At 66.6% G+C, this 24,115-nt stretch carries 23 protein-coding genes; 16 read left to right on the top strand and 7 right to left on the bottom strand.

Annotation, left to right across the window (positions count from 1 at the left end; genetic code table 11):
• Window positions 1–118 precede the first annotated feature (118 nt).
• The 5 genes from AC1RAD_RS06405 to AC1RAD_RS06385 all read left to right on the top strand — a co-directional run bounded on the left by AC1RAD_RS06405 (window position 119) and on the right by AC1RAD_RS06385 (window position 4,225).
• Window positions 119–946, top strand: a complete 828-nt coding sequence (locus AC1RAD_RS06405; RefSeq protein WP_062469113.1) for an ABC transporter substrate-binding protein — start codon at window positions 119–121, stop codon at window positions 944–946.
• A 121-nt stretch (window positions 947–1,067) separates the two neighbouring features.
• A complete protein-coding gene (locus tag AC1RAD_RS06400; protein ID WP_099792089.1) occupies window positions 1,068–1,763 on the top strand; it encodes an amino acid ABC transporter permease in 696 nt (231 codons plus the stop codon).
• 13 nt (window positions 1,764–1,776) lie between these two features.
• Window positions 1,777–2,487, top strand: coding sequence for an amino acid ABC transporter permease (locus AC1RAD_RS06395; protein ID WP_095743981.1), 711 nt, complete (start codon window positions 1,777–1,779; stop codon window positions 2,485–2,487).
• Window positions 2,484–3,227: an amino acid ABC transporter ATP-binding protein gene (locus AC1RAD_RS06390; protein ID WP_062469108.1), complete on the top strand. Its 744-nt coding sequence runs from the start codon at window positions 2,484–2,486 to the stop codon at window positions 3,225–3,227. The genes AC1RAD_RS06395 and AC1RAD_RS06390 overlap by 4 nt, the downstream gene beginning before the upstream one ends.
• Entirely contained in the window at window positions 3,224–4,225 is a 1,002-nt protein-coding gene (locus AC1RAD_RS06385; protein WP_492734215.1) for an isopenicillin N synthase family dioxygenase, read from the top strand. The genes AC1RAD_RS06390 and AC1RAD_RS06385 overlap by 4 nt, the downstream gene beginning before the upstream one ends.
• Window positions 4,226–4,248: 23 nt before the next feature.
• Here AC1RAD_RS06385 and AC1RAD_RS06380 read toward each other — a convergent pair whose 3' ends face one another.
• Entirely contained in the window at window positions 4,249–4,917 is a 669-nt protein-coding gene (locus AC1RAD_RS06380; protein WP_062469103.1) for an HAD family hydrolase, read from the bottom strand.
• Between the two features lie 85 nt (window positions 4,918–5,002).
• Window positions 5,003–6,343: an MFS transporter gene (locus AC1RAD_RS06375; RefSeq protein WP_070061504.1), complete on the bottom strand. Its 1,341-nt coding sequence runs from the start codon at window positions 6,341–6,343 to the stop codon at window positions 5,003–5,005.
• A gap of 190 nt (window positions 6,344–6,533) precedes the next feature.
• On the opposite strand from AC1RAD_RS06375, the gene cyoA reads away from it, so the two are divergent.
• The 8 genes from cyoA (at window position 6,534) to trhA (ending at window position 14,152) form a co-directional block, all read left to right on the top strand.
• Window positions 6,534–7,559 carry a ubiquinol oxidase subunit II gene (gene cyoA / locus AC1RAD_RS06370; RefSeq protein ID WP_062469097.1) on the top strand — a complete coding sequence of 342 codons (1,026 nt, stop codon included), beginning with the start codon at window positions 6,534–6,536 and terminating at the stop codon, window positions 7,557–7,559.
• A 1-nt stretch (window position 7,560) separates the two neighbouring features.
• Window positions 7,561–9,567, top strand: coding sequence for a cytochrome o ubiquinol oxidase subunit I (gene cyoB, locus AC1RAD_RS06365; protein ID WP_492734214.1), 2,007 nt, complete (start codon window positions 7,561–7,563; stop codon window positions 9,565–9,567).
• Window positions 9,560–10,201: a cytochrome o ubiquinol oxidase subunit III gene (gene cyoC, locus AC1RAD_RS06360; RefSeq protein WP_062469091.1), complete on the top strand. Its 642-nt coding sequence runs from the start codon at window positions 9,560–9,562 to the stop codon at window positions 10,199–10,201. Before cyoB ends, cyoC begins: the two co-directional genes overlap by 8 nt.
• Window positions 10,198–10,620: a cytochrome o ubiquinol oxidase subunit IV gene (cyoD, locus tag AC1RAD_RS06355; RefSeq protein WP_062469089.1), complete on the top strand. Its 423-nt coding sequence runs from the start codon at window positions 10,198–10,200 to the stop codon at window positions 10,618–10,620. Before cyoC ends, cyoD begins: the two co-directional genes overlap by 4 nt.
• The gene (locus AC1RAD_RS06350) at window positions 10,620–11,444 is read left to right on the top strand and encodes an SURF1 family protein (protein ID WP_492734213.1); all 825 of its coding nucleotides are present in this window, start codon (window positions 10,620–10,622) and stop codon (window positions 11,442–11,444) included. The genes cyoD and AC1RAD_RS06350 overlap by 1 nt, the downstream gene beginning before the upstream one ends.
• Window positions 11,428–12,822 carry an ATP-binding protein gene (locus AC1RAD_RS06345; RefSeq protein WP_492728771.1) on the top strand — a complete coding sequence of 465 codons (1,395 nt, stop codon included), beginning with the start codon at window positions 11,428–11,430 and terminating at the stop codon, window positions 12,820–12,822. The genes AC1RAD_RS06350 and AC1RAD_RS06345 overlap by 17 nt, the downstream gene beginning before the upstream one ends.
• Window positions 12,819–13,382, top strand: a complete 564-nt coding sequence (locus AC1RAD_RS06340; protein WP_159274905.1) for a response regulator transcription factor — start codon at window positions 12,819–12,821, stop codon at window positions 13,380–13,382. Before AC1RAD_RS06345 ends, AC1RAD_RS06340 begins: the two co-directional genes overlap by 4 nt.
• A gap of 62 nt (window positions 13,383–13,444) precedes the next feature.
• Complete coding sequence (trhA, locus tag AC1RAD_RS06335; protein ID WP_492734212.1) at window positions 13,445–14,152, top strand: PAQR family membrane homeostasis protein TrhA; 708 nt, start codon at window positions 13,445–13,447, stop codon at window positions 14,150–14,152.
• 10 nt (window positions 14,153–14,162) lie between these two features.
• On the opposite strand, the gene AC1RAD_RS06330 is transcribed toward trhA, so the two are convergent.
• From AC1RAD_RS06330 to AC1RAD_RS06315, 4 genes are read right to left on the bottom strand one after another with little or no spacing between them, the layout of a single operon-like run.
• A complete protein-coding gene (locus AC1RAD_RS06330; RefSeq protein WP_062469081.1) occupies window positions 14,163–14,387 on the bottom strand; it encodes a SlyX family protein in 225 nt (74 codons plus the stop codon).
• Window positions 14,388–14,435: 48 nt separating this feature from the next.
• Window positions 14,436–15,329, bottom strand: a complete 894-nt coding sequence (locus tag AC1RAD_RS06325; RefSeq protein ID WP_492734211.1) for an SDR family NAD(P)-dependent oxidoreductase — start codon at window positions 15,327–15,329, stop codon at window positions 14,436–14,438.
• 50 nt (window positions 15,330–15,379) lie between these two features.
• Complete coding sequence (locus tag AC1RAD_RS06320; RefSeq protein ID WP_492734210.1) at window positions 15,380–15,880, bottom strand: DUF1097 domain-containing protein; 501 nt, start codon at window positions 15,878–15,880, stop codon at window positions 15,380–15,382.
• Between the two features lie 36 nt (window positions 15,881–15,916).
• Window positions 15,917–16,675, bottom strand: coding sequence for an SDR family oxidoreductase (locus AC1RAD_RS06315; protein ID WP_492694142.1), 759 nt, complete (start codon window positions 16,673–16,675; stop codon window positions 15,917–15,919).
• A gap of 125 nt (window positions 16,676–16,800) precedes the next feature.
• Between AC1RAD_RS06315 and AC1RAD_RS06310 the strand changes: the two genes are divergently transcribed.
• From AC1RAD_RS06310 to AC1RAD_RS06300, 3 genes are all read left to right on the top strand, one after another.
• Window positions 16,801–17,697 (top strand): LysR family transcriptional regulator, encoded by an 897-nt coding sequence (locus AC1RAD_RS06310; protein ID WP_492734209.1) that lies wholly within the window; start codon window positions 16,801–16,803, stop codon window positions 17,695–17,697.
• 474 nt (window positions 17,698–18,171) lie between these two features.
• Window positions 18,172–21,303: a metallophosphoesterase gene (locus AC1RAD_RS06305; protein WP_492734208.1), complete on the top strand. Its 3,132-nt coding sequence runs from the start codon at window positions 18,172–18,174 to the stop codon at window positions 21,301–21,303.
• An 87-nt stretch (window positions 21,304–21,390) separates the two neighbouring features.
• A complete protein-coding gene (locus AC1RAD_RS06300; protein ID WP_492734207.1) occupies window positions 21,391–22,575 on the top strand; it encodes a hypothetical protein in 1,185 nt (394 codons plus the stop codon).
• Between the two features lie 13 nt (window positions 22,576–22,588).
• Here the strand turns inward: AC1RAD_RS06300 and AC1RAD_RS06295 are convergent, their stop codons facing one another.
• Window positions 22,589–24,115 carry an MFS transporter gene (locus tag AC1RAD_RS06295; protein WP_492734206.1) on the bottom strand — a complete coding sequence of 509 codons (1,527 nt, stop codon included), beginning with the start codon at window positions 24,113–24,115 and terminating at the stop codon, window positions 22,589–22,591.

Raw genomic sequence — 24,115 nt, 5'->3', positions numbered from 1 at the left:
GGCAACAGGCCGATTCATCAGCCCCATATGCATATGTCGATTGACGATTTAATAATCTTGGGTTTTATTGATATGGTTCCGGCCTGAATTTCACTCTGGAGAGAGGACGATCCCCACCATGCGCCACACCCTGCTTGCCGCGGCCCTTGCCGCTTCCGCCCTGCTGACCGGCGTTGCCGCCCATGCGGACCAGCTCGCCGACATCAAGAAGAAGGGCGAACTCGTGGTCGGCGTGCTCGGCACCGACGAGCCCGCCACCTTCATCGATCCGAAGACGCGCCAGATCGTCGGCTACGAGGTCGACCTGGTGAACGCCATCGCGAAAAAGATCGGCGTGAAGCCGGTGCTCAAGCAGATCGCCGTGGCCGCGCGCATTCCCGAGCTGCAGCAGGGCCATGTGGACCTGGTGGCCGCCGGCCTCACGCACAACAAGGAGCGCGAGGCGCAGATCGACTTCTCGCTCACCACCTTCGTCACCGGCCAGAAGGCCATCGTGAAGAAGACCAGCGGCATCACCGAGGTGCCGCAGCTCGGCGGCAAGAAGGTGCTGACCATCCGCGGCGGCACGCAGGAGCCCAACATCCGCAAGGCCGTGCCCACCGCCGAGGTCGTGACCTTCGACACCAGCCAGCAGGCCTTCCAGGCGCTGCAGCAGGGCAAGGGCGTGGGCTACGTGGACGACGAGGCCGCGCTGCTGCGCAGCTACGCCAAGCTGGGCCCGCAGAAGGCGCAGTACGTGGTGCTCAAGCAGAACCTGAGCACCGAGTCGCTGGCCATCGGCATCAAGAAGGGCGAGAGCGGCCTGAAGACCGTGGTGGACGACACGCTGCGCGAGCTCGAGAAGTCGGGCGAAGCGCAGAAGATCTTCCTGAAGTGGTATGGCCCGAACACGGCGTCGGGCTTCCAGACGCGCGACTTCAAGCTCGAGACCGACAAGATCGACTGAGCCCGCGCGCTCGGCACACCAGGGGCGGGCCGCCATGCGACCCGCCCTTCGCTTTTGAGCGGCACGGCGCGCATGCGTACCATGTGCGCCCCGGCGCCTTTCGCCGTGCCTCCCGTTTCCCATGCCCCTGTTCGACTATTCGCTGCTGCTGACCGGCCAGTACCACGACATGCTGGTCGCGGGCCTGTGGCTGTCGCTGCAGCTGCTCGCGGTCTCGCTCGTCTTCGCGCTGCCGCTGGCGCTGGTGGTGGCGCTGCTGCGGCTCTCGCCGCTGGCGCCGCTGCGCTGGCTCGGTTTTGCGTACGTGGAATCGATCCGCAACATCCCGCTGCTGGCCCACATGCTGTTCTGGTATTTCGGCGCGCCCGAGCTGCTGCCCGAAGGTATCAAGACCTGGCTCTATGAAGGCCACATCGAGGCCTACAGTGCGATCGTGGCGCTGTCGCTGTACACGGCGGCCTTCATGGCGGAGGACATCCGCAGCGGCATCCGCTCGATCCCGGCGGTGCAGTTCGAAGCCGGCCGCGCGCTGGGCTTCAGCTTCCTGGCCACGATGCGCCGCGTGGTGCTGCCGCAGGCGCTGCGCGTGACCGTGCCGCCGCTCATCTCGCAGACGCTGAGCCTGTGGAAGAACACCTCGATCGCCACGGTGATCGGCGTGGCCGAGCTGATGTACCAGGCCGGACAGGTCGAGAGCGCGACCTTCCGCAGCTTCGAGTCGTTCGCGTTCGCGAGTGCGGCGTACCTGACGGTGTCGCTGGCCATCACCGGCCTGGCGACCTGGTACCACCACCGCTTCCCGGTGCGGACCATCTGAAGGCGGCGCGCTGATGCTCGAAATCATCCACGACTACTGGGTCTACTTCCTCATCGGCCAGTACCCGAACGGCCCGCTCGGCGGGCTGGTGCTCACGCTGCTGCTGGCCTCGTGCGGACTGGTGCTCGCACTGCCGCTGGGCATCGTGCTCGGGCTGGCGCGCGTGAGCCCGTGGCGCTGCGTGCGCTGGCCCGTCACGGCGCTGGTGTTCGTGGTGCGCGGCCTGCCGCTGTTGATGGTGATCTTCTGGGCCTACTTCTTCCTGCCCAGCGTCACGGGCGTGAAGACCGACCAGTTCACCACCATGCTGATCGCGCTGGTGATCTTCGATGCCGCCTACCTCGCCGAGATCGTGCGCGCCGGCATCCAGGGTCTGCCGCGCGGGCAGATGGAAACCGCGCGCGCGCTCGGCCTGAGCTACTTCGGCGCGATGCGCCTCGTGGTGCTGCCGCAGGCGCTGCGCAGCATGCTGCCCTCGCTGGTGAACCAGTTCGTCTCGACCATCAAGGAGACCTCGCTGGGCTACATCATCGGGCTGGCCGAGGTGTCGTTCATCGCCACGCAGATCAACACGCAGGTGTTCACCAAGCCGGCGCAGATCTACCTGATCCTGGGCCTGACCTACTTCATCCTGTGCTTCGGCCTCTCGCGCTTCGCCTACTGGCTGGAGCGCCGGCTCGCGCGCCGCGGCCTTCCCGCCGCGCCTATCAAGGTGCCCGCATGATCGAACTCCAACAAGTCAACAAGTGGTACGGCAGCTACCACGCGCTGGTCGACGTGACCGAGACCATCCACAAGGGCGAGGTGGTCGTGGTGTGCGGGCCCTCGGGCTCGGGCAAGTCGACGCTGATCCGCACCTTCAACCGGCTGGAGCCGATCCAGTCGGGCCGCATCACGCTCGACGGGCAGGACATCCACGCGCCGGGCCTGGACGTGAACGCGTTCCGCTCGCGCATCGGCTTCGTGTTCCAGCAGTTCAACCTGTTCCCGCATCTGAGCGTGCTGCAGAACTGCACCATGGCGCCGATGCAGCTGCACGGCCTGTCGCGCAAGGAAGCCGACGCGCGCGCGATGGCGCTGCTGGAGCGCGTGGGCCTCGCGAACAAGGCCAACGCGTGGCCCGGAGAGCTGTCGGGCGGCCAGCAGCAGCGCGTGGCCATTGCGCGCGCGCTCGCCATGAAGCCGCCGCTGATGCTGTTCGACGAGCCCACCAGCGCACTCGACCCCGAGATGGTCGGCGAGGTACTGCTGGTGATGCGCGACCTCACGCGCGACGGCATGACCATGGTGTGCGTCACGCACGAGATGGGCTTCGCGCGCGAGGTGGCCGACCGCGTGCTCTTCATGGACCAGGGCCAGGTGCTCGAACGCGCCACGCCCGACGATTTCTTCAACCGCCCGCAGCACCCGCGTGCGCAGCAGTTTCTGTCCGACATCCGTTCGCCTTTTTCGAGAGACGCATGACCGACTCCTCCCTCCCCCTCATCGACGTCGCGCCGCTGGTGGCCGGCACGCCCGAACGCGCACGCGTGGCGGCGCAGATCGGCGACGCCTGCCGCGCGCACGGCTTCTTTTACGTGACCGGCCACGGTGTCGACGCCGCGCTGATCCAGCGTCTCGAAGACCTGAGCCACCAGTTCTTCGACCTGCCCGAGGAAACCAAGATGCGATGGCGCATGGCGCTGGGCGGCCGGGCCTGGCGCGGCTTCTTCCCGCGCGGCGGCGAGCTGACCTCGGGCCGCCCCGACTGGAAGGAGGGCCTCTACCTGGGCGCCGAGCTGCCCGCCGACCACCCGCTGGTTCTGGCGAAGACGCCGGTGCACGGGCCGAATCTCTTTCCCGACGTGCCGGACTTTCGCGAGACCATCCTCGCGTACATGGACGCCGTCACGCAGCTGGGCCACCGGCTCATGGAAGGCATCGCGCTGAGCCTCGGCCTGCCCGCCTCCTATTTCGCCGAACGCTACACGGCCGACCCGCTGATCCTGTTCCGCCTCTTCAACTACCCGACACAAGCCGTGCCCGAGGGGCTGGACGTGCAATGGGGCGTGGGCGAGCACACCGACTACGGCCTGCTCACGATCCTGCACCAGGACACCGTGGGCGGCCTCGCGGTGCACACGCCGGGCGGCTGGATCGACGCGCCACCGGTGCCCGGCGCCTTCGTCTGCAACATCGGCGACATGCTCGACCGCATGACCGGCGGGCTCTACAAGTCGACACCGCACCGCGTGAAGCGCAACACCTCGGGTCGCGACCGGCTGTCGTTCCCGCTGTTCTTCGACCCGAACTTCGAGGCCCGCGTGCAGCGCATCGAGGGCCTGGCCGGCGCCGACGCGCTCGACGACAGCGCCGAGCGCTGGGACCGCGCCAACGTGCACGCCTTCAGTGGCCGCTACGGCGACTACCTGCTGGCCAAGGTGTCGAAGGTGTTCCCGCAGCTGCGGGACGAAGTGCTCTGAACTGAACCCGGGCCCTGACCGCGTCAGGGAAACCAGCGCGGCACGTGCGGCATCGCGTCGTGCAGCGAATCGAGCACATGGAAGGCCTGCGCGACGATCGCCTCGGGCGGGTGCTTGAGGTCGGGCACCACCACCACGCGCATGCCGGCGGCCAGCGCGGCCTTGGCGCCGTTCTCGCTGTCTTCGAAGGCAACGCAGTCCGCAGGGTCCACGCCCAAGCGCTCGGCCGCAAGGCGGTACAGCGCCGGGTCGGGCTTGGCGCGCGCCACCTCGTCGCCGCCCGCGAAGGCCTCGAAGTGGTGAAGCACGTCGAGGCTGCCCAGGCAGGCCGCGATCTGGCCGCGCGTGGACGACGAAGCCACCGCGCAGCGCGTGCCGCGTCCGCGCAAGGCGGCGAGCAGCTCGGCCGCGCCGGGCTTGATGGGAAAGAGCGGGCGGGCGTCGCCGTCGGCGCGTTCCAGCTGCAGCGCGGCGGTCACCTGCGTCGCCGCGTGCTGGTAGGCGGCGGGGCCGCCGAGCAACGCGGCAAGGATCTGCTTGGACTCGCTCATGGCCAACCCCACGCATTGCAGGTACTGGGCGTGCGAAAGCTCGACATCGAGCGTGCGGGCTGCGGCGATCCAGGCGGCCATGATGGGGCGCTCCGAATCGATCAGCAGCCCATCCATGTCAAAAATGGCGGCGGTGAACATCGAGGCGAATCCTAAGCGAGCGACGCAGCGGCCATGAAAAAAGGGGCCATCGGCCCCTTCTTTGCAAACACGGCGGCAACGCCGATCAGTCCCGCGCCAGCGCCCGGTTCAGCCCCAGCGCCGCCAGCGTGCCGAGCGCGCCCGACAGCAGGTAGACGCTCACGAAGGCCAGGCCGAAGTGCGCCGACAGGCCCAGGGCGACCAGCGGGGCGAAAGCCGCGCCGATCAGCCAGGCCAGGTCGGCCGTAAGGGCCGCGCCCACGTAGCGGTACTTGGGCGCGAAGTTGGAGGTCACGGCGCCGGCCGCCTGGCCGTACGACAGGCCCAGGAGTGCAAAGCCCAGCACGATGAAGATGTCCTGGCCGATGCGTCCGCCGTCGAGCAGCGTGGGCGCGAAGCCGCTGAACACGGCGATCATGGCGGCCAGGCCGCCGAGCGTGAAGCGACGGCCGATGCGGTCGGCGATCAGGCCCGAGGCCACGATGCCGATGGCGCCGAACACCGCGCCGACCATCTGCACGATCAGGAATTCGGTGATCGACTGGTCGGAGTACAGCGAGATCCACGACAGCGGGAACACCGTGATCAGGTGGAACAGCGCGTAGCTGGCCAGCGCGGCGAACGCGCCGATCAGCAGGTTGGCGCCCTGCGAACGGGTCAGCTCGACCACGCTGGTGGGCTGCAGCTCGCGCTCTTCGAGCAGGCGCGCGTACTCGTCGGTGGCCACCAGGCGCAGGCGCGCGAACAGCGCCACGACGTTGATGGCGAAGGCCACGTAGAAGGTGTAGCGCCAGCCCCAGTCGAGGAAGTCGGCCAGCGGCAGGCTGGAATACAGGTACGCGAACAGCGCGCTGGCCAGGAAGAAGCCCAGCGGTGCACCCAGCTGGCCCAGCATGGCGTACCAGCCGCGCTTGTTGGGCGGTGCGTTCAGCGCCAGCAGCGACGGCAGGCCATCCCACGAGCCGCCCAGCGCCAGGCCCTGGGCAAAGCGGAAGATCGACAGCAGCACGATGGCCGTGAAGCCGATGCTCGCGTAGCCCGGCAGGAAGGCGATACCGGCGGTCGAGGTGCCCAGCAGGAACAGCGCAATCGTCAGCTTGGTCTCGCGCCCGAAGCGCCGCTGGATCGCCATCGAGATCACGGTGCCGAAGGGGCGCGCGATGAAGGCGAACGAGAAGATCACGAAGGCCCAGAGCACGCCTTCCAGGCGCTGCTCGAAGGGGAAGAACACCGCCGGGAACACCAGCACCGAGGCGATGCCGTAGACGAAGAAGTCGAAATACTCGGAGGCGCGGCCGATGACCACGCCGACCGCGATCTCGCCCGGGGCGATGTGCGAATGGTCGGCGTCTGCGGCGCGGGCGCCGCCTTCGGTCGGGTGCGACACAGGCTGGGCGCCTGGTGGACTGATGCTGGACGTCGTCATCTTGCTAGCTGGCTGGCTGTAATTCGGGTGTCATGCCGGGGCACGACACAGGGGAAATTCTGGACACCCTGTAGCGTCTCACCGAATTGCGTTTACCGCCATAGGACAAAACGTCCAATAGGCGGAATCCCTTGGGCGGCGTAGATTGCAGGGTCATTTTTGCGCGGCCTTCGCACTTTCCTCTCCCGGCATGCACATCCTCAAGACCCTTCGCCGAGCACTTCTGCTGCTTTCCGCCATTTTCCTGGCGGGCTGCAACACGGTGCTGTTGAACCCCTCCGGCGACATCGCCAACCAGCAGGGACGCCTGATCGTCGTCTCCACGGTGCTGATGCTGATCATCATCATTCCGGTGATCGCCCTGACCATCTTCTTTGCCTGGCGCTATCGCCAGTCGAACAAGGAGGCCACCTACAGCCCCGACTGGGACCACTCCACGCAGCTCGAGCTGGCGATCTGGGCCGCGCCGCTCCTGATCATCATCGCGCTGGGCGCGATCACCTGGATCAGCACCCACACGCTGGACCCGTACCGCCCGCTGAGCCGCCTGGACGCGCAGCGCCCGATTCCCGCCGAAACCAAGCCGCTGGTGGTCGAGGTGGTGGCGCTGGACTGGAAGTGGCTCTTCATCTACCCCGAGCAGGGCATCGCCACGGTGAACGAGCTGGCCGCCCCGGTGGACCGCCCGATCAGCTTCAAGATCACGGCCTCGTCGGTCATGAACTCCTTCTTCATCCCCGCGCTGGCCGGCCAGATCTATGCCATGCCGGGCATGGAGACCAAGCTGCACGCGGTGATCAACAAGCCGGGTGAGTTCGACGGCTTCTCCGCCAACTACAGCGGCGCGGGCTTCTCGGGCATGCGCTTCAAGTTCCACGGCCTGAGCCATGACGGCTTCGACCAGTGGGTGGCCAAGGTCAAGACCGGCAAAGAGGGCGAGCTGACCCGCGAGCAATACAAGAAGCTCGAAGTGCCGAGCGAGCGCGAGCCCGTGCGCCACTACGCCGCGGTCGACCCGGCCCTGTACGACGCCATCCTGAACCTGTGCGTCGACCGCAACAAGATGTGCATGAAGGAAATGATGGCCATCGACGCCGACGGCGGCCTGGGCAAGCCCGGCGCCTTCAACGTCGCCACCAAGCAGGCCTGGCAGGCCGACTCCCTCGACACGCCCAAGCGCAAGTACGTCACCGCGATGTGCACCACCGAAGACTAAGATGTTGCAGAACCTAGACCTGACGAAGCTCGTCTTCGGCCGCCTCTCCTGGGAGGCGATTCCCCTTCACGAGCCCATCCTGCTCGTGACCTTCGCGGCCGTGATCCTGGGCGGCCTGGCGCTGCTGGGCGCCGTGACCTACTTCAAGCTGTGGGGCACCTTGTGGCGCGACTGGATCACCAGCATCGACCACAAGAAGATCGGCATCATGTACATCATCCTGGGCCTGGTGATGCTGCTGCGCGGCTTCGCCGACGCACTGATGATGCGGGCCCAGCAGGCCGTCGCCTTCGGCGACAACGCGGGCTTTTTGCCGCCGCACCACTACGACCAGATCTTCACCGCCCACGGCGTGATCATGATCTTCTTCGTGGCGATGCCGCTGGTCACGGGCCTCATGAACTTCGTGGTGCCGCTACAGATCGGCGCGCGCGACGTGGCCTTCCCGTTCCTGAACAACTTCAGCTTCTGGATGACCACCTTCGGCGCCGGCCTCGTGATGGCGTCGCTGTTCGTGGGCGAGTTCGCCAAGACCGGCTGGCTGGCCTACCCGCCGCTGTCGGGCATCCTGTTCAGTCCTGACGTGGGGGTGGACTACTACATCTGGTCCTTGCAGATCGCGGGGGTCGGCACATTGCTCTCGGGCGTGAACCTGCTGGCCACCATCGTGAAGATGCGCGCGCCCGGCATGACCATGATGAAGATGCCCGTCTTCACCTGGACCGCCCTGTGCACCAACGTGCTGATCGTGGCCGCCTTCCCGGTGCTCACGGCCGTGCTGGCCCTGCTGTCGCTCGACCGTTATGTCGGCACCAACTTCTTCACGAACGACATGGGCGGCAACGCCATGATGTACGTGAACCTGATCTGGATCTGGGGCCACCCCGAGGTGTACATCCTGATCCTGCCGGCCTTCGGCATCTTCTCGGAAGTGGTCTCCACCTTCTCGGGCAAGCGCCTGTTCGGCTACGCCTCGATGGTGTACGCCACGGTCGTGATCACGATCCTGTCGTACCTCGTGTGGCTGCACCACTTCTTCACCATGGGCTCCGGCGCCAGCGTGAACTCGTTCTTCGGCATCACGACGATGATCATCTCGATCCCCACGGGGGCGAAGATCTTCAACTGGCTCTTCACCATGTACCGCGGCCGCATCCGTTTCGAGCTGCCCATGATGTGGACCATCGGCTTCATGATCACCTTCGTGATCGGCGGCATGACCGGCGTGCTGCTGGCCGTGCCCCCGGCCGACTTCGTGCTGCACAACAGCCTGTTCCTGATTGCCCACTTCCACAACGTGATCATCGGCGGCGTGCTGTTCGGCATGCTGGCAGGCATCACCTACTGGTTCCCGAAGGCCTTCGGCTACAAGCTCGATCCGTTCTGGGGCAAGTGCTCGTTCTGGTTCTGGATCGTCGGCTTCTGGATGGCCTTCATGCCGCTGTACATCCTGGGCCTGATGGGCGTCACGCGCCGCATGAGCCACTTCCAGGACATGTCGCTGCAGATCTGGTTCCAGGTTGCCGCCTTCGGCGCGGTGCTGATCGCGCTGGGCATCGCCTCGTTCCTGATCCAGCTGGTGGTGAGCTTCATCCGCCGCGAGTCGCTGCGCGACACCACGGGCGACCCGTGGAACGGCCGCACGCTGGAGTGGTCGACCTCGTCGCCGCCGCCGGCCTACAACTTCGCGTTCACGCCGCGCGTGCATGACAACGACGCCTGGACCGACATGAAGGCCCGCGGCTACCAGCGTCCGCTGGACGGCTTCAGCCCCGTGCACATGCCCAAGAACACGGCCGCCGGCTTCGTCATCGCGGCGCTGAGCGCGGTGTGCGGCTTCGCCCTGATCTGGCAGATGTGGCTCGTGGCCGGCATCGGCTTCGTGGCCATGCTGGTCGCGATCATCGCCCACACCTTCAACTACAAGCGCGACTACTACATCCCCGCGGAAGAAGTCGTTCGCACCGAAGAAGCACGCACGCGCCTGCTGGCCACCGCCCATGTCTGATACCACCGCCCTCCCCTCCCGGAACGCGAACGCACCGGCGTTCGACCTGTTCCACGTCCGCAACGAGGACCACCACCCCGAGAACGGCACGCTGCTGGGCTTCTGGCTCTACCTGATGAGCGACTGCCTCATCTTCGCCTGCCTGTTCGCGGTGTACGGCGTGCTGGGCCGCAGCTACGCGGCCGGCCCCTCGGGCGCCGACCTGTTCGACCTCCCGCTGGTGGCGATGAACACCTCGCTGCTGCTGCTGTCGTCGATCACCTACGGCTTCGCGATGCTCGAGATGCAGCGCAAGCGCATGGGCGGCGTGCTGCTGTGGCTGGGCATCACGGGCCTGCTCGGCCTGGGCTTCATCGGCCTGGAGCTGTACGAGTTCGCGCACCTGCTGCACGAAGGCGCCGGCCCGCAGCGCAGCGCCTTCCTGTCGTCGTTCTTCGCGCTGGTGGGCACGCACGGCCTGCACGTGAGCTTCGGCATCATCTGGCTGGTCGTGCTGATGGTCCAGCTGCCCAAGCACGGCTTCACCGCCGCCAACCGCCGCCGCCTGATGTGCCTGTCGATGTTCTGGCACTTCCTGGACGTCGTGTGGATCGGCGTCTTCACCTTTGTCTACCTCATGGGATCGATGGCATGAGCGCCCCCGCACACACCGCCACCGCCGCGCACGGCCACGGCGCACACGACAGCCACGGTCACGGCGACCACCACGACGACGGCCCCGTGAGCCACAGCACCTTCAAGGGCTACATGACCGGCTTCGTGCTGGCCGTGATCCTGACCGCGATCCCGTTCTGGCTCGTGATGGGCAAGGTGATCGCCAACCCGAGCACCACCGCCCTCGTCATCCTCGGCTTCGCCGTGGTGCAGATCGTGGTCCACATGGTGTACTTCCTGCACATGGACGCCAAGTCCGAAGGCGGCTGGAACATGCTGGCGCTGATCTTCACGCTGGTGCTCGTGGTCATCACGCTGGCCGGATCGCTGTGGGTCATGTATCACATGAACACCAACATGATGCCGGCCATGGTCCACGACATGAAGAACATGCCCTGATGGCCCCGGCCGCCCGCCCGCGCTCCGTTGTCACGCGTGCGGCGCTGGCGGTCTGCGCCCTCCTGGCCTTTGCCGGCTTTCTTGCGCTCGGCACCTGGCAGGTCGAGCGCAGGGCCTGGAAGCTCGATCTCATCGCCCGCGTCGACCAGCGCGTGCACGCCCCGGCCGCCGACGCGCCGGCGCGACCCGAATGGCCCACAGTCAACGCGGCCAACGACGAATACCGACACGTGCGCCTTCGCGGCACGTTCCTCCACGACAAGGAAGCGCTGGTGCAGGCCAGCACCCGGCTCGGCGCCGGCTTCTGGGTGCTGACCCCGCTGCGCACCGCCGACGGCAGCGTCGTGCTCGTCAACCGCGGCTTCGTGCCGCCCGAGGCCCGCGAGCGCGCGGCGCGCACCGCCCCCGAGCCCCAGGGCGACACCACCGTGGCCGGCCTGCTGCGCCTGACCGAACCCAAGGGCGGCTTCCTGCGCACGAACGACCCCGCGGCCGACCGCTGGTTCTCGCGCGACGTGCAGGCCATTGCCGCCGCGCGCGGCCTGGCCGACGTGGCGCCCTACTTCGTCGATGCCGAGGCCGGGCCCGCGCCCGCACAGGCCGCGCCCACGTGGCCGGCCGGTGGCCTCACCGTCATCGCCTTCCCCAACAGCCACCTCGTCTACGCCCTCACCTGGTACGGGTTGGCGCTGATGGTGCTCGGCGCCTATGGGTTCGTGTGGCGCGACGACCGGCGCCGACGGGCATCGCAAGACGGTAACGGCGAAAATGCACCGCATGCCGACGCCGCACGCCCCGACCCCGCCGATGCCCGCCGCGACTGACAAGCTCGTCGCGGTGGCCGGCGAGCTGCACGCCCCGCGCGCGGGCGTCGCGAGCCTGGACAACGCCATCGGCCACCAGAACATGCAGCAGCTGATCCAGCTGCGCTGGTTCGCCGTGGTCGGGCAGGTGGCCACCATCCTCGTGGTGCACTACGGCTTCGGCATCCGCCTGCCGCTGAACCACATGCTGCAGGTGCTCACCTGCCTGGCGCTGTTCAACATGGTGAGCCTGCTGCGCCTGCGCATCCATGGCCGCGTGACCAACGAAGAGCTGTTCGTGGCGCTGCTGGTCGACGTGGCCACGCTCACGGCCCAGCTGTACCTCAGCGGCGGCGCCACCAACCCCTTCGTCTTTCTGTACCTGCTGCAGGTGATCCTGGGCGCGGTGCTGCTCAAGGCCTGGTCGACCTGGACCATCGTGGTCATCACCGGCCTGTGCTTCGCGGGCCTGGCGCTGTTCTCGCGCCCGCTGCCCTTGCCGCTGGACCACGACCGCGGCCTGTGGAGCCCCTACGTGCAGGGCATGCTGGTGTGCTTCGCGCTCAACGCGGCGCTGCTGGTGGTCTTCATCACCCGCATCAGCCGCAACCTGCGCGTGCGCGACGCGCGGCTGGCGGACCTGCGCCAGCGCGCCTCCGAAGAAGAACACATCGTGCGCATGGGCCTGCTGGCCTCGGGCGCGGCGCACGAGCTGGGCACGCCGCTGGCCACGCTGGCCGTGATCCTGGGCGACTGGCGCCGGCTGCCGCACTTCAGCTCCGACCCCGAGCTGCTGCAGGAAGTGGCCGAGATGGAAGTGCAGATTCAGCGCTGCAAGAGCATCGTGAGCGGCATCCTGCTGTCGGCCGGCGAGACGCGCGGCGAGTCCTCCGAAGAAACCACGGTGCGCACCTTCCTGGACGATCTCGTCGAAGAATGGCGCACCACGCGCCCGGTCGAGGAGTTCGACTACGAGAACCTGTTCGGGCAGGACCTGCCCATGGTGTCCGATTCGGCCATCAAGCAGATGGTGTGCAACGTGCTCGACAACGCGCTCGAGGCCTCGCCGCACTGGCTGCGCCTGGAAGCCACGCACGACGCCGACGCGCTCACCATCACCGTCACCGACGCGGGCCCCGGCTTCATGCCGGCCATCCTCGCGGAGTTCGGCAAGCCCTACCAGTCGAGCAAGGGCCGACCCGGCGGCGGGCTCGGCCTGTTCCTGGTCGTGAACGTGGCGCGCACCCTGGGCGGACGCGTCGCCGTGCGCAACCGCCCCGAGGGCGGCGCCATCGTGACCATCACGCTGCCGCTGGCGGCCATCGTGCTCGAAGAGGACGACGAAGCAGCCGCCCCCCTCGCGGACACCGCCGCCCCCCAAGCCCCGAGCAGCCCATGACCCACACACCCGACACCGCCGAGGTCCGCCAGCTGCTGATCGTCGAGGACGACGAGGCCTTCGCGCGCACGCTCGCGCGCTCGTTCGAACGGCGCGGCTACGTCGTGCTGCATGCGCGCAACCTCGAGGAAGTGGAAGCGCTGCTCGAGGAAGGCGACGGCCCCTCGCCCGGCTACGCCGTGGTGGACCTGAAGCTCAACGGCGAGGCCTCGGGCCTGGCCTGCGTGCAGATGCTGCACCGGCACGACGCCGAGATGCTGATCGTGGTGCTCACCGGCTTCGCAAGCATCGCCACCGCCGTCGAGGCCATCAAGCTCGGCGCCTGCCACTACCTGGCCAAGCCCTCGAACACCGACGACATCGAGGCCGCCTTCGGCCGCGCCGCCGGCACCACCGAGGTCGAACTGACCAACCGCTCCACCTCGATCAAGACGCTGGAGTGGGAGCGCATCCACGAAATGCTGGCCGAGACCGGCTTCAACATCTCGGAAACCGCGCGCCGACTCGGCATGCATCGGCGCACATTGGCACGCAAACTCGGCAAACAGCAGGTCAAGTAACATGATCTGCCGGTTTCGCGATTCTTGCGGAACCAACACCGATCCCGGAGGCTCTGTTCCTGATGACGAATAGCCCGCCGCTGCAGCTGCAGCCCGCCCGTTCCACCGATCTGCAGACAAAGCAGGCGTCCGCCGCGCGCGACCAGACCGCGATGGAAGAGCTCTTCAACGCCCTGAGCCACGGCCTGGGCCTGCTGCTGGCGATCGCCTCGCTGCCGATCCTGGTCTACAGCGCCGCCCAGAAGGGCCAGGCCGCGGCCGTGGTGGGCGCGTCGCTCTTCGCGGGCACGGCCATCGTGCTGTACCTGATCTCCACGCTGTACCACGCGCTGCCCATCGGCCGCGCCAAAGCCTGGTTCAACCGGCTCGACCACGCGGCCATCTACCTGTTCATTGCGGGCAGCTACATGCCCTTTTTGTTCGGCGTGCTGCGCGGGCCCTGGGGCTGGACGCTGTTCGGCGCCATCACCGCCGCGGCCGTGCTGGGCGTGGGCGCCAAGCTGTTCAACCGCCTGCAGCACCCGCTGTGGTCCACCGGCCTGTACGTGGCGATGGGCTGGATGGCGCTGATGGCGGCGGTGCCGCTGTACGAGCGCATGTCATCGGCGGGACTGGCCTGGCTCGTGGCCGGCGGGCTGTTCTACACGGCCGGGGCCGTGGTGTTCCTGTTCGACAACAAGGTGCGCTACGCGCATTCGGTGTGGCACCTGTTCGTATTGGCCGGCAGCACCTGCCACTTCTTTGCCGTGCTGTGGCACGCGCACGGCTGACCGATCTTTATCAATAGTGGGGTGGGAGTTCGTCGCGCAGGTTGCGCGCGCCCCCGTCCTGTCCCGCGTTCTGGCTTTGCAGCCTGAGTTGCGCGACCTGCAGGATCAGGCTGTCGATCTGTTGCTGTTGCCGGTAGATCGTCATGTTCAGCTGCTCGAGCAGGTCTTCGGCGTAGCTCGACTTGATCTCGAGGTCGTTCAGGCGCTCTGTCACGTCGTTCGGTGAATGTTCCATGCCGCTATTGGACAGGAAGATCCACCACCTTTCTTGACAGCGCCCCGCTCAGCGCCGGACCTTCGCCTCGAGCAGGTCGCCCATGCCGATGCGTCGGGCGAAGTCGATGCGCACGCGCTCCGACACCTCGAAGACCTCGGCCGCACCGTCGCCCACGAAGTCGATCAGCGAACGCATCGGCCGCGTGCCCGCCGGCAGGCCCACGATGCGCACGATGTCGTCGGCCACGGCCTGTGGATCGGCGTGCTCAGGCGTGAGGGCGGACAGGCACTCGCCGATGCGGTCCATCACGCCGTCGTAGCGGCTGTAGGCGGCGGCAATGGCCGCGTCGGAGGGCTTGCCCGCGCTCGGAAAGTGATCGGTGCCCCGGGTGAACGCGCCCGGCACGACGATCGAGGTCTCGATGCCGAAGCGCGCGATCTCGTAGGCCAGCGTCACGGCCAGCGAATCCATGGCCGCCTTGGCCGCGCCGTACGGGCCCATGAACGGCGGAAAGCCGCCCTTGGTGGTCGTGCTGCTGATCCACAGCATCAGCCCCGACTCCTGCTGCCGCAGGTACGGCAGCACCGCGCGGTTCACGCGCTGGGCACCGAGCACGTTGGTGTCGAACACCTGGGTGATGTCTTCCGGCGTGAAGGCCTCCGTCGGCCCGACCACCAGATGGCCCGCGTTCTGCATCACCACGTCGAGGCGGCCCTGCGCCTGGACGATGGTCGCCGCAGCGGCGTCGGCGGAGGCCTGCGACAGCACATCGAGTTCGAGCGGATGCAGCTGAAGCCCCTGGGCCGCGGCCAGGGCACGCAGCTCGGCCGCGCGCGCCTTGTTGCGGCCCGCGATGTCGCGCATGGAGGCATAGACGATGTGGCCTGCTTCGGCGAGCGCCTGCGCGCTGAGCTTGCCGATGCCGGAGCCGGCGCCAGTGACGAGGATGACGGATTGCATGAGGGAACCCCTTGAATGAAGGTGAGAGGGAAGAAAGGAAAGTCCGGGGGTCAGTGCACGCGGCGCTGCAGCAGGTGGGCCACCCACGCCGCCATCGATCCGAGTGCCGCCGCGCCGGCCAGCGTGGCGAACAGCGACAGCGAAGGGGGCTGGTGGACCGCGAAGAACGCGATCAGCCCGAGGAAGTAGCACAGCAGGTTGTTCAGTCGCGGCACGCTGCGCATCGACACCACGAGGAGCGCCACGAACAGCACCACCACCGGCAGCGCCGCGGCGCCCGCGATCGGGGCCAGCGCGGCGATGGCGAGCGCCGCGCCCTTGCCGATCAACAGGCCCAGGCTCACGCAGACGAGGTTGAACACGCCGTCACGTGCGGTGGCGCCGCGGGTGTAGAACGCCACCCAGCCGACGAACATCGCCCACACGGGCAGTTCGAGCACGAGCGCCATCGCCGAGGCGACAGCGGCCACCACGGCCGCGGCGGCCGTGAACGCCGCGTAGGCGAGGCTGAAGAAGCGCGGGGTGGCCGCGTGGGGTGAAGGCGGATGCATGGTGCGTGCTCCGTGGATGTCGTGGGAGGCGGCCATTCAGGCCACGCCGCCGTTGGCCCGCAGCACCTGCCCGTTGACCCATCCCGCATCCGGCCCCGCCAGGAACGACACCACCGAGGCGATGTCTTCCGGCTGGCCCAGGCGCTGCAGCGGCGGCATCTGGGCGAAGGCCTGGATCTGTTCGTCGGTCTTGCCGTCCAGGAACAGCGAGGTCGCGACCGGCCCCGGCGCCACGGCGTTCACCGTGATGCGTCGGCCGCGCAGCTCCTTGGCGAAGACGTGCGTGAAGGCCTCGACCGCCGCCTTGGTAGCGTTGTAGATCGCGTAGCCGGGCATGTGCAGCGCGAGCGTGGTGCTCGAGAAGTTGACGATGCGCCCGCCCTCGGCGAGGCGGGTCGCTGCCTCGCGCAGGGTGTTGAAGGTGCCGCGCACGTTGATGTCGAAGGTCTGGTCGTACAGCGCGTCGCTGTGTGCGGCCAGCGGCGCGGTCTGGAGCACGCCGGCGTTGTTGACCAGCACGTCGACCGGGCCGAGCTGCGCTTCGACGGTGTCGAACATCGCGCGTACCGCGTCGGCGCTCGCCACGTCGGCCTGCACCGCGAGGGCGCGCGCGCCCGCGGCCTTCAGTTCGGCGACCAGCGCTTCAGCCGGCGCGGCGCCCGCGGCGTAGTTGACGGCAATGGCAAAACCGTCGGCAGCAAGCCGGCGGGCGATGGCGGCGCCGATGCCGCGCGAGGCGCCGGTGACGAGGGCGACGCGGGTGGGCAGCGAAGCAGAAGTGGCGGTGGTGTTCATGGCGCGATTCCTTGGGGTGGTGAGTGGATGAAGCGAATGGTCGGCCATTCCACCCAAAAGATAATCAGCACCAATTCGTCAATAAAATTCCATTTACTTAAACAATAGGCGCGAAGGGCGACCCCATGGACCGCTTCCAGGAAATGCAGGCCTTCGTGCGCATCGCCGAGCGCCAGAGCTTCACGCAGGCCTCGGACGACCTGCAGATTCCGCGCGCCACCCTCACCACGCTGATCCAGCGGCTCGAATCGCGCCTGGGCGCCCGGCTGCTCGAGCGCACCACGCGCACGGTGCGCCTCACGCAGGACGGCGAGGCCCACTACCAGCGCTGCGTGCGGCTGCTGGCCGACGTGGAAGAGGCCGAGGGCGCGTTCACCCACGCCGCGCCCCAGGGCCTGCTGCGCGTGAACCTGCAGGGCACGCTGGCGCGGCACTTCGTGGTGCCGGCGCTGCCCGCCTTCCTCGCCCGCCATCCGGGCCTGCAGCTGCACATCGGCGAGGACGACCGGCTGGTCGACCTGGTGCGCGAAGGCGTCGACTGCGTGCTGCGCGCCGGCCCACTGCAAGATTCGTCGCTGGTCGCGCAGCGCGTGGCGCTGCTGCCGCAGGTGACGGTGGCGAGCCCCGGCTACCTCGCGGCGCACGGCGAGCCCGCCGACCTCGCGGCGCTGGCTTCGCACCGCGCGGTGCATTACGTGTCGAGCAGCACGGGCAAGGCGCTGCCGCTCGAGTTCACGGTCGACGGCCAGGTCCGGCCCGTGCAGCTGGCCGCCACAGTGTCAGTCACAGGCGCCGACCTGTACACGGGCGCCGCCGTCGCGGGCCTCGGACTGGTGCAGGTGCCGCGCTACCGCGTGGCGGCCGAGCTGGCGGACGGGCGCCTGCGGGCGGTGCTGCCGGGCTTTGCGCCGCCGCCGATGCCGGTGTCGGTGCTGTATCCGCAGAACCGGCAGCTGTCGTCGCGCGTGCGGGTGTTCACGAGATGGCTGCGGGACATCTTCGGGGCTGCGCAGGCCAGCTAGCGTCACGCGCCGCCGCGATGAGCACCCCACTTTTCCACGCGCATCGCAATTTTCTAAGACACGCCCGCTTGGGGTGACGATTGTTCGCAGTGCGTGCGACGGCATGCCCGCAGACTGCTTCGACCTCTTGGTTTGTCACGGAAGACGTCGATGCCGCGCCCCCTTTCCATTGAACCGCCCCTGATCCCCCTTCTCCTGAGACAACGCGTGCTGGAACTCGTTCGGCTGGCGAACCAGGAGGGACTCAGCCAGCTGTTTGCACATGAGCTTCTGCTCAAGACGCCGAATCCCGGATCACGCTGGGTGGCTACCGTCCCCATCAGATCAACGCAGTGATCGCCGAAGGCGAAGCCTGGGCATGCGACCGCAAATCGCTGTTCGTCATGGCTTCGCGACGCGCAGGCCCGAATGTCCCTCTCACCCCACTCCTCACCGGCCAACGCTTCAGCGCATGGTCCCAGAACGCGGTACTCCATGACCAACGAACCCAACACAGGCACTTCGGTGTGCGATTGCAGCGACCCGGCGCAAAAGGTGGCAGTGATTCTGTATCCGAGCCTGGGAGCCCCGCTGCTGATTGGCCCTGGCCAGAAGAAATGCAGCCTCTTCATCGCCACCGCATCGCTTGGCGTCGCCAACAACAACGGAGCGCGGGACACGCAGGACAAGCGCTCTCAGGTCATCCCCATGGACGGCGACAGCGAGAAAATCGCTGCCGCCACGGTGGCACGGCACCTGCGTCTCGTCGGGATGAAAGGTCCCAAGCCCGACGCCGACATCCAGTCCGGCGAACTCACCGGTGACGGCAAAGACTGCGCCACGGCCAAAAGTGCTATCAGAGTCTGGCGAGTCGCAAGGTTCGATGCAGGCGCGCTCATCTACAACCAGAAAGGCGAGGTGTTCGCCACCCTCAGCCCACAGGCAGTCAAGGCGTACACCGAATCGGGCTTCGCGGGAGGCTATGTGTATGAGGTCGAGCTTGACCTGGCCACGCTGAGCGTGCAGCCGGAGTCCGGCAGCTTCAAGAGCTTTGCATGGATGGTCGAACCCACCCAACAGCAAAAGGAGAACCTGCCCACGCTCTGCGCTGCCAGCACGGTGCACTCGCAGGATCTGCTGGTCGAATCCTTCCTCATCGCCCAGGTCGAAGACCTTCGCTACCGGCACCAAGCGGCCAATGCCACGAGCGCGCGCCAGGGCAAGGAAACCTGCCTGCTCGAATACGACGTCCCTCAGACCGCGCAGAAGGCCCGCACCCTGATCACGAACAGCGCCGAGCGCCTGGCCGCCTGGCACCCAGTCATCAAGCTGGCCGGCAACGAACCGCTCAATCTCGGACACCTGAGCGATGTGCACATCAACGTGCGACACAACGCGCTGGCCAAGTCGCCCGCGCGCGTCATCGAAGACGCGCAGTACACAAGCCTTCCGGTGGGCTCACGCGTGTGCAACAGCTTCAATGCGCTCAAGGAACTCTTCGACAAGATCGGTGCCGGCAAGAAGCCGGACACGGCCCTGCTGCTGACCGGTGACCTGATCGACTTCAATCGCAACATCGATCCCGCCCAAGTCCCTGATGGCATTGGTGAGCAATGGAAAAAGTTCAACGTGCTCAACAATGTCAACACACCTGGCCTGTACCCCCGCGGGCAGGACGACATGCTGGCCTTCAGCCTCGTGCGCTACGCCTACAACGAGCTGCTGCTGCCCGTGTTCATGACCAGCGGCAATCACGAGGCGTATTCGGTTCCCTACGGCATCAGCCCGCGCCTGAACGAATGGGCTGCCTCCATGGGCGTCATGGAGGACACCACCGACGCGCTGGGCGACAGCTACGGGCGCGATCGCCCCTTCACCGCAACCCGGACCGTGAACACCCCGCGCGGTGGCACGCACCAGGTCAGCACCATCGGCCTCAAGGCCGAGGTCGGGCGCAGGCTGGTCAACAAGAACAAGAACCTCGGCATCAAGGACCTGGAGACGTCCTACCTTGACTTCGACGGCGCCAGCAAGTGGAGCGCCAACATGCCCAACGAAGGCATCTCGGCCGACCACAACATGACCATCTACGAGACCACGCTGGCCTACGGTCCAACCTATGGTCAGGCGCTCACCGGAAACAACTACAAGGTGGACAACTACGATTGGTTCTACACGCTGTTCACTCCGCTGGAAGACATGCTGATCGCTCTGGGCGTCGAGCCTGACGAGAGCGGCCCCGCCACACAGGTGATTGCGGCGTTGGGTTGGGGCCAGGGCGAGAACTTCAAGAACATCGTCACGGGCGCGATCTTTACGTCCATCGACAAGCAAGGTGCAGGCATCCTGCCACGTGCACCGCAATCCTTCAGCACCAATCAGCTGCGATTGCTCGGTCAGGCACAACGCCATAAGCGCACCAGCCCCGGCGCGAGCCTCACGGTTGCGAGCCACTTCACCATCATCAATTACGACGAGCCCATTGCCTATTCGGCCAAGCCGCAAGACATGCGCTTCAGGCCCGCCAGCAACACCTACACGCTTCTGCCCGGAGGCCGGCCGGGCTTCAACACCGTGAACACCGGCACCTGCGAGATCAACCAGGACAAGTACTTCGAGCACTGCGTGCGAACCGAAGGCAGCGGCAATGCCGCCGATCGTAACGACGCACCCGCGGTGACGCCAGACACCATGGTCGACTGGCACTTCAGCGGCCACAGCCACCGCAGTGGCGTCTACACCGTGGCTTGGCGCCAGCCGGCCAGCGGGGGGCGGGTCATCGAGGTCACGAGTGCGATCGACCCCGGCATCCAGAAGGAGCAGAAAGCACCGGCGCGCCAACACACGCGCTTCATCGTCAGTAGCTGCGGCGGCCCCATTGGCCGCCAGAACCTCGATCATGAACTCGATGGCTGGACCCTGCGACCACCCTCGGGTTCACTGCTGGAACCGACCAGCGGGGTGATCAGACAGGTCAGCACGCAACGCGCCAGCCGAAGCGCTGGCGCGCCGCTGAACGAGGTGCCTCGGCTTTGTGTGGCGCTGGACTACATGACGGTGATGAAGCGGAACAAAGACAAGGCGAAAGAGACGCCGCTGGAATTCGAACCTGCCGAACTGAGTGCCGGGGGCGGACGCGTGCCGGTGGTGCTCAGTCGCACGATGGCGAAGCTGGAGTGCATTGCGGGGATGCGGATTTGGGCGTTCGAGGGCGGCACAGATGAATTCGAAAAACCCCGCCCCCCAACATGGCACCTCCTGACGCCGACCTTTCACGCGGACACCAAGAGCCCATCGATCGAATTCACAGCCGAAGACTTGAAGACCCTGCTCGGCGCCATCGATGCCAATGGCGGAGAAGCTCTGGCGCAAGGATTCTGCGAAGTGCTGCTCAAGCAACCCAAAGTCGGCGAGCACGATTGGAGCAAAGACATCGACTGCACAGACACGTGGATGTTTCCGCTCAGCGTGAGGCTGGGATCGGCCAGCTTTGGTGGGTGCACGTGGAATTTTCTGCGCCCTCCCGAGGAGCGCGGGGAGGTACCCGATTGGGACTGGCTCGCATCAATGTATGCCGACAAGGGGTACATCCCTTCCAAACAAGCCATAGAACGAAAAGGCAGCTGAGGCTCAGCCATGGCGACCCGTCGCAATCTCCTCATCGCACTTCCACTGGGATGGGCATCTGCGCTACTTTCCATATCAGGACACAGCATGACGACCAAACCAAAAATCACAAGCTTTGGAAAGCCATTTTCCTATCTCAAGGATCCCGAGCTACGTCGCAAAGAGACAAGCGATTCTCTTTTGAGGATTGAAGGAGCCTTGTTCAGTGGTGAACATTTTGAGGATGTTGAATGGCGCAATATCAATTTCGTAAGCTGCGACTTTGTCGGCGGATACGAGATTAGCCTTAGTGCCTGCATCAATGTCACCTTTACTGATTGCAATTTTTCTGGCGTGCTGAGTTGGGGCGACACACTCGATGTCCGATTCTTGCGCTGCGGCTGGATCGGCCAGTCAGTGATGTATGGCGAGAGGCATAGCAAAAACACAGTTTTTGAATCCTGCGACTTCCGCGGGACCAGCAGCGACAAAAATCACTGGGGTGCCGTGGGGACACACGGAGAAGCTCTGTTCATCAACTGCAACGCCAAGTGGTTTAACTTGGATGGAGACGCCAAGCTTGGTCTTCAGGGTTGCGTACTGGAAGACGTGATCTGCGAACCATCAAGGAAATATGGTGGATCACATGTCACGATCGAAAACTGCAAGCTTCGCGGACTCTTTCGGATGGCAGGAGGCGGAACGCTTGTGCAGTCACTCACCATCCGCGACACCGTGCTGGAAAATATCGATCTCTTCAACGCCACAGTCAAAGAGGATGTAGTGATAGAAAGAGTAAGGGGTGGCACGTTGAGAATTTCTGTGAAAGAAGGCGCACGCAACTTTGTGCTCAAGGACAGCCAGATCTACGGCAACGCCAACGCCAACGCCAACGCCAACGCCATTTGCAGCGTATACGCGGGGGCCTTCAACACCCTTCTTATCGAAAACAATATTTTTGGTGGCGGTCCGGGCAAGCGCACAGGTATCGGAGGTGGTTTTGAACCTGGCGACAAGAGTCCGCAACCCGTTCTGACGCAAAGTCTCGTGTTCAGGAACAACAAGATCCCATCGCTGCGTAGCGGCCGGCTGAATGCCGCTCAGGTACTGCTCGAAGACAACACCATCGATTCGTTGGAGCTTCAACAGGGCCGCATTGGCAGTTTGAAGATCGTTAGCAACACCATCAGTCGTTCGGTCGACTTCACCAACACGCAGGTCAAAGAAAGCAATGTGCAGTCGCTCGCAAGCGGACAGGCCAAGCTCGAAGGCTCCAACATCAAGCTGAACTGAGGTGACGCCCCGCTCAGGACGTTGAGCATTTCAGCGCAGCCTCCGCGCCGTGCGACTCGACCTCCCCGCGCAGGAACAGGAACACCACCACCGCCGTCAACACCGTCACGCCAGCCAGCAGGCACAGCAGCGTCCCGAACGCCACGCCATACGCATGCAGCAGCGCCGCGCGATCCATGCCCGGCAGCAAAGCCAGCGCCTGCGCCATGTCGCCCGTCGCCACGCGCTGCGCCGCCTGCGACACCGCCACGGACGAAGGCGACGATGACGCCTTCAGCTGCAGCGCCACGAGTGCCGTGAGCCCCGCCCCCACCAGCGCCAGCGCAATGCCCTCCCCCGCGACGCGCACCGTGTTGAAGATGCCCGACGCCATGCCCGCCCGCTCGCGCGGCACCACGCTCACGGCCAGGCCGTCCATCAGCCCCCAGGGCAGGCCGATACCCGCGCCGATCAGCAGCAGCGGGCCCACGAGGCCGTGCAGCGACGTGCCCGGCGCGCAGCGGGCGAACCACACGAGCCCCGCCGCGCACACCAGCAGCCCCACCGCCGAAATCACGCCCGCAGAGAACCGGTGCGCGAGCCACGCCGCCAGCGTCGGCACGATGAGGATCGGCCCCGACAGCGCGAACATGAAGCCGCCCGCCTCCAGCGCGCTGCGCCCTTCGAGCCCGATGAAGCGGATCGGCAGCAGCACCAGCAGCACGACAAAGCCATAGGCCGGCGCCGCGGCCAGCAGCTGCACGCCGACGAAGCGCGGAAAGCGGAACAGCGACAGGTCGAGCATCGGATGCGCCACGCGCCGCTCGATGGCGATGAAGGCCGCGCCCATGGCCAGCGCGCCGGCCAGCGCCGCGAGCACCCACGGGCTGCCCCAGCCGCTGTCGGGCGCCTGCAGCACGCCCAGCGTGAGCAGGCTCAGCGCGGCCGTGAAGCTCAGCGTGCCCGGCACGTCCAGCCCCATCGCCTGCGGGTTGCGCGACTCGCGCATGCGCGGCGCGGCCAGGCACAGCGCGACGAGGCTCACGGCGCCGGGGCTCAGCATCACGGCGTGCCAGCCGACGGTGTCGGCCAGCCAGCCCGAGAGGATCGATCCGCACGACAGCCCCACGCCGAACGAGGTGCCGATGAGGCTGAACGCCCGCAACCGCGCGGGCCCGTCGAACATCTGCGCCAGCGCCGCCGTGCCCGCCGCGAAGGCCGCCGCCGAGCCCAGCCCCTGCACGGCGCGCGCGAGATCGAAGGCGACGATGCCCGGCGCCAGCGTCAGCAGCGCGCTGCTCAGCGCCACCACCGCCAGGCCCAGCAGGAAGACGCGCTTGCGCCCGTACGCATCGGCCAGCGCGCCGGCCGCCATCAGCGTGGCACCGAAGCTCAGCATGAAGGCGTTGGTCACCCAGTTGAGCTGCACCGGCGTGCCGCCCAGCGCGTCGCGGATCGCGGGCAGCACCACGGCCGGACCGGTGAAGCTCAGCGGCATGCCGAGCGCGGCCAGGCAGACGGCGGCGAGCAGCCAGGCCTTGTGGGAATCGGAGGAGGACAT

The organism is Variovorax sp. GW823-FHT04B03 (assembly GCF_058796495.1).
This window is presented reverse-complemented; position numbering and strand designations above follow the sequence as displayed.